Source organism: uncultured Rikenella sp. (assembly GCF_947628055.1).
In the GTDB taxonomy this organism is placed as follows: Bacteria; Bacteroidota; Bacteroidia; order Bacteroidales; family Rikenellaceae; genus Rikenella.
In genome coordinates this window covers 1-5,729 of the sequence record NZ_CANQYJ010000132.1, presented here as the reverse complement: position 1 = coordinate 5,729, position 5,729 = coordinate 1, and the positions used below count along the sequence as shown (strand labels likewise).

The 5,729-nt window shown below is 55.1% G+C and carries 3 protein-coding genes and 3 tRNA genes; 1 reads left to right on the top strand and 5 read right to left on the bottom strand.

Annotation, left to right across the window (positions count from 1 at the left end; genetic code table 11):
- Positions 1–572: 572 nt before the first annotated feature.
- The 3 genes from Q0Z93_RS09520 to Q0Z93_RS09510 form a co-directional block, all read right to left on the bottom strand.
- Positions 573–648, bottom strand: a tRNA-Gly gene (locus tag Q0Z93_RS09520).
- Positions 649–1,182: 534 nt separating this feature from the next.
- A tRNA-Tyr gene (locus tag Q0Z93_RS09515) sits at positions 1,183–1,264 on the bottom strand.
- Positions 1,265–1,317: 53 nt separating this feature from the next.
- Positions 1,318–1,391 (bottom strand) — tRNA-Thr (locus Q0Z93_RS09510).
- A gap of 136 nt (positions 1,392–1,527) precedes the next feature.
- Here Q0Z93_RS09510 and obgE point away from each other — a divergent pair.
- Complete coding sequence (gene obgE, locus Q0Z93_RS09505) at positions 1,528–2,538, top strand: GTPase ObgE (protein WP_298064920.1); 1,011 nt, start codon at positions 1,528–1,530, stop codon at positions 2,536–2,538.
- Between the two features lie 84 nt (positions 2,539–2,622).
- On the opposite strand, the gene ftcD is transcribed toward obgE, so the two are convergent.
- Both ftcD and Q0Z93_RS09495 read right to left on the bottom strand, forming a co-directional pair.
- Complete coding sequence (ftcD, locus tag Q0Z93_RS09500) at positions 2,623–3,648, bottom strand: glutamate formimidoyltransferase (RefSeq protein ID WP_298064917.1); 1,026 nt, start codon at positions 3,646–3,648, stop codon at positions 2,623–2,625.
- A 205-nt stretch (positions 3,649–3,853) separates the two neighbouring features.
- Positions 3,854–4,525, bottom strand: a complete 672-nt coding sequence (locus tag Q0Z93_RS09495) for an inorganic pyrophosphatase (RefSeq protein ID WP_298064932.1) — start codon at positions 4,523–4,525, stop codon at positions 3,854–3,856.
- Positions 4,526–5,729 lie beyond the last annotated feature (1,204 nt).

Genomic DNA, 5,729 nt, shown 5'->3' with positions numbered 1-5,729 from the left:
TAATTTACTAAAAATCTGCATATTGCGCAACTTTTTCATTTATATATCCTTAAAATTCTAATTCAACCAACGAGTAGTACAAAATAAAAAGTCCTGACAGGCCTCGAACAGAACAATGAGCTGTAATTACCTTAAATAAAACGGTGCGAGCCCCAACAAAAGCCCAACAGGACACACGCGACGGGAGCTTGTGCTGTCTTCAGGGATGCGTGCGAGGTCGAACGGGCAGTGCTTAAATCGAACGGGGGATGTGTTACGGTCGGAGATTGTTCGTTCACAGGAGCAAACGCTAACCTGAAGTCCCCTTTTGTTCTGGCGTCTTCCGCCCTTAAGCGGAGCTGTATGGTCTCTATCCGCTTCAAATGAGTCTCGCTTTCAGAAAGAGTTTCAAGGACTGTTTTTTAGGAAATGACATCCGGCTGCATGGATAGGTAAAGTGGCCGTAGGAAGTGACCATTTACAAAACGGCCCGCCGAAAGCATACCTAAATCTGCGGAATCTGCATAAAGAAAAAGAGGGTCGGAAACCCGACCCTCTTTCATCGATAACCCTTTATTTCCCGGGTTTGTGTATGGAGCGGAAGACGAGATTCGAACTCGCGACCCTCAGCTTGGGAAGCTGATGCTCTACCGACTGAGCTACTTCCGCATGAATCAGTGATGCAAAGATAACCGTTTTTCCGAAACAGGCAAAATATCTTTTCCCGACAAGGTATCTTTGTTTGCGTTTTATATAATGGATCATCGTTCTGACGATTATCCATTGCTTCTGCCTTTTATAGAAAGATGGATTACGTTGGATTCGTGCCGTTATCCATCGTCTCCCGGCGGACCTTATTCCCTCAATAAGGCGGAGAAGATTACGTCGCATCCGCGCTGTTATCCATCGGCTTCCCGGCGGGACCTTATTCCCTCAATAAGGCGGAGAGGATTACGTCGCATCCGCGCCGTTATCCATTGCCTCCGACTGTCTGTTTCTGAAAGGCGGAGAGGATTACGTCGCATTCGCGCCGTTATCCATTGCCTCCCGGCAGGACCCCTACAAAAATTATCCTTTGCGAACCTTTGAACTGCGTTCAATCTCGGTTTTTATGCCGATACCGATTAGCAAGTAAACTTGCATCGGTTCGGCCCAAAAACCGAAACCTAACGGCTGAACGGTTCGCAACGGAATAAACTTTTGTGGGCGGAGATGGATTCGAACCACCGAAGTCGAAGACAGCAGATTTACAGTCTGCCCCATTTGGCCACTCTGGTATCCGCCCGGAAAAGAACTATTGCATTTCCGCATCATCCTCACCCCCACTATCCCGAAAAGAGCCGATGGAGGGATTCGAACCCCCGACCAGCTGATTACAAATCAGCTGCTCTGGCCAACTGAGCTACATCGGCATTTTTGCGAGTGCAAAGATAGAGAACAATTCCGGCACAGGCAAGAGCCAGCCCCAAAAATCCGTAAAAAAGTATACTTTTGTATCGGACTGTGGCACAGCAATTGCCCCACAGCCTTCGCAAACACCTTTCCGCTATGGCATCCTCCAATTTCGTCGATTATGTCAAAATATACGCCCGATCCGGCAACGGAGGCCCGGGCTCGAGCCATTTCCGCCGCGAGAAATTCATCGAATTCGGCGGCCCGGACGGCGGCGACGGAGGACGGGGAGGACACGTGATCCTGCGCGGGAACAGTCAGTACTGGACACTGATCCACCTCAAATACCAGCGCCACCAAATGGCCGAAAACGGCGAAGGAGGCGGAGGTGCCAAAATGCACGGACGAAACGGGAAAGATATTGTCTTAGACGTACCGTTGGGCACGGTGGCCAAGAATGCCGAGACCGGCGAAACGGTGGCCGAAGTGACCGAAGACGGACAGGAAGCGATTCTGGTGAAAGGAGGACGCGGGGGATTGGGCAACTGGCATTTCCGGACGGCGACCAACCAGGCGCCGCGCTATTCGCAGCCGGGCGAACCGATGCAGGAAGGATGGTTCGTGCTGGAACTGAAAGTGCTGGCCGATGTGGGGCTGGTGGGATTTCCGAACGCAGGCAAATCGACCCTGCTGTCGGTGGTGTCGGCGGCCAAGCCGAAGATTGCAGACTATGCCTTCACCACCTTGGAACCCAATCTGGGGATCGTAGAGGTGCGCGACGGCCATTCGTTCGTCATGGCTGACATTCCGGGAATCATCGAAGGGGCGCACGAGGGCAAAGGAATCGGGACGCGGTTCCTGCGGCATATCGAACGGAACTCGGTGCTGCTGTTCGTGATCCCGGCGGATACGAAAGACATTGTGGCCGAATACAACATCCTGCTCAACGAGTTGCGGCAGTACAATCCGGAGATGCTGGACAAAGAGCGGCTGCTGGCCGTTACGAAAAGCGACCTGTTGGACGGCGAGCTGACCGAGGGGTTGACCCGCGAGATCGAAGCCGCGAAAGAGCTGAAAGGAATACCCTACCTTTTCATTTCGTCGGTTATGAGCTACCGCATTCAGGAGCTCAAGGATCTGCTCTGGAATACGCTGACCAAAATATGACGCAATCTGTTTCACGCCGGCTTTCCCGACTCTCCGTATCCAAAACCGGTGCGGATCATCGACTTTTCCCGGACATGACGGCTGCTAAACAGCTCCCCCTTTTCTGACAGCCGCCAGCACCCGTTCCACGATCTTCTCGTCCGGATCGAACGGACGCCCTAAGGTTTCCATGCTGTCCAGCTCTAAGTAATCGATGGCATCTTCGAGGGCCGTCTGGTCGTCCGTATCCGAACCGGCCAGCCAATGCCCGGCATCGACCAGCGCCCACTGAGGCAGCAGGCCGATCACCTCGGTGCCCGTCACCGCCATCCCATGCAGGTGCGCTGTGAGCAAAACGCGCTCATAGGCTTGCCCCAAGCCCGTGGTGTGCATATCCGTGAGGTTGGTCGAAACCTGTGCAAAACCGTATTCTTCGATCCACCAGCCTATCGCTTTCACACACGGCAGCGACCATCGGCTGCCCGAGGCGGTGCGGATCTCTTTGGCTACCGCTTTCGCGGCGGCCAGATCTGCGGCCCGGTCGCCGGTCGGCGCGAGATTGAAATTCACCGCTCCGAGAAAATCCCGCGCACCGATCACCGTCGCTCCCGTCTTCGCCACAGATTCGCTCCACTGCGCCGGCCCGAAGTCCGGTTTCCACTGCGGATCGGTCATTTTGTTCCTCAACCCTTCGTATTCCCCTCTTCGGCACGCTTCCAATCCCTGTCGGTACGGTGCCGATGCCGCCGCTTCGTAACAATAAACCGGAATGTTCAGCTCGTTCCCCACTTTCTCGGCGAGCCTGCGCGCCAGTGCCGCACACTCGGCCAGTGAGATTCCTTTTACGGGCACCAACGGCAGAACGTCCGTAGCGCCGATCCGGGGATGCTCGCCGTGGTGCCGGCGCATGTCGATCTGCTCGGCGGCCGCCTTGACTGCCTGAAACGCTGCCTCGATCACGGCCTGCGGCCCTCCGGCGAAAGTCACCACGGTACGGTTCGCCGCTGCGCCGCTGTCCACGTGCAGCACATATGCCTCCGCCACGCTCGCCGCCGCGTGCACGATAGCGTTGATGATCTTTTTGTCGCGTCCTTCGCTAAAGTTGGGAACGCACTCGATGATCTGTTCCATCAATTGCTTATACGTTCGTCCGGTGGTCGGCAGGATGCCGTCCGGCAGGGTTCTTGTTTTGAAAATTTAGGACATTCGGCTTCGCGTGTGTCTCTGAAGCTGAATGAATTTCCGGCACGGATACCGTTCGGGATCTCGTTTCTGCCCCAGAAGTACGGTTGCTTCCGGGCCCAAAGATGCGGATCGGAAAAGCAATCGGATCAAATCACAGCTTGAGCAATGCTTCGAGGTTGTTGAACCGGTTATGATAGTCTTCCATGGAGCGGACGATCACTTCTTTGGCTTCCTGCGCTCCGTAGATGTGTGTGATCTCCACATTGCGTTTGGCTCCGGGCAAGTCTTTGTATGTCAGGAAATAGTGGCGCAGGCGTTCCACTACCAGCGGCGGCAGTTCCGATACGTCGTCGATATTGCCGTACACTGCGTCGTGGTTGAGTACTGCGATGATTTTGTCGTCTGCTTCGTCGTTGTCGATCATCCGGATACCTCCGACGGGTTTGGCATGTACGAGAATATCTCCGTGCGTTATGGTTTTCTCGGTCAGCACGCATACGTCCACCGGGTCGCCGTCGCCTTTGATGTCGTCGCGCTGCAAGGCTTCGTTGCTCATCTGTGCCACCTGGCTGCCGCTGTAGGTCTGCGGCAGAAAACCGTACAAGGCCGGAACGGTGTTGGAATATTTCTGCGGCCGGTCGATGAACAGGTAACCGGACTCTTTGTCGACTTCGTATTTGACTGTGTCGGTCGATACGATTTCGATAAAGCAGGTCACTTTGTCCGGTGCTTCGTCGCCGATATTCACTCCGTGCCACGGGTGCGATTTGTAACGCAATCCCATAAGCTGACCCACGATCGGGTCCATCAACTTCGACATGATCTTTATTTTTATCCGTTTTGTTAAAATAGGAGCCCGGCGGGCTTTTCGTTTGCGTTTGGTCGCTTCTGCCGCGGGTGCTTTTTCTTCGGTAATCGCCTCGATCCGGGTGCCGCTCGGCACTCGAGCCGCAGCCGTTGGCTGTTTTATTGGCCGCCTCTACCCCAAAGCCCTGCCGGCTCCGGGCTGCCCGTTTTGCGGAATGATACTTTTCTCTTTATCGCTCAGGCCGCGGGGGCCTTTTTTCTTAGCCGCCTCAAGCCGGTTTCACCTTGTCGAAAGCCAGGCAGAACGACCGGCTTTCGACAAGGCAAAACGCGACGCTTCCGGAAAAGCTTTCACCGGCGCCCGAAACAAGTACGGTTCCGAAGCACAAGTACGACCCGGAGCCAGCGGAGAGGCAAACGAGCGTAGCGAGTTGCGCCCCTCCGCCCGGGGATGGCTCCGGGGCGCCATCGGGAGATCACAGCCAGACCGTCTTTCTCTACACGCAAAAGTTTTCCCGCAGACGGGTAGACACAGCAAACCCGAAAGTGCCGTGTTTGAGGGTTCGCAAAACATTATGTTTTACGAAGTCCAAACCGATTTTCGGCGACTTCTTTGCTTCCTTTCTTGGGCACCCAAGAAAGGAAGTGCCCCCGCGGCATGAGCGGTGAAGAGAGAACAAAAATCCCGCCGGATCGAGGCAAAAAACGTACTGTTGATTATAGACTTCAGAAGTATTCTTGCCATGTTGTCAACGATCTCCCTCTGTCAGGCCGGAGCCACCCCGGGCGGAGGCCTGCAAAATGCTCACTGCGCTCGTTTGCAGTCCCCGCTGGCTCCGGCCACGGGAACCTGAATATGTTTAACCGTAAGTTTTATTGTATGTGTTCGGGAGGAAACAGTTCTCTTTAATTTCGCTCCGCTCGTTTTGCCTCCGGCTTCCTCGCGCTACTTCGGCATAGTCCGCCAGCGGCCTCTGCCCTCGGAACGCTGCTCGGTTCCTCCTCGCCGCTCACCCTATGCAGGGCAGAGACGGTTCGGTTCGAGTGCCGAGCGATACCTGGCAGCGTCGGTTGTGAACAAAGAGAACCAGAAAACCGACGCAGCAGCTGAGAGCCATCAAGCTTGCTCGAATGGCCGAGGCGCCAGGAGGAAGGCGAAGCCAAACTTTTTGAGATGCTTACGCATCTCCTGATGCCTGCCGGGCCCCCCGGTTCTCGAA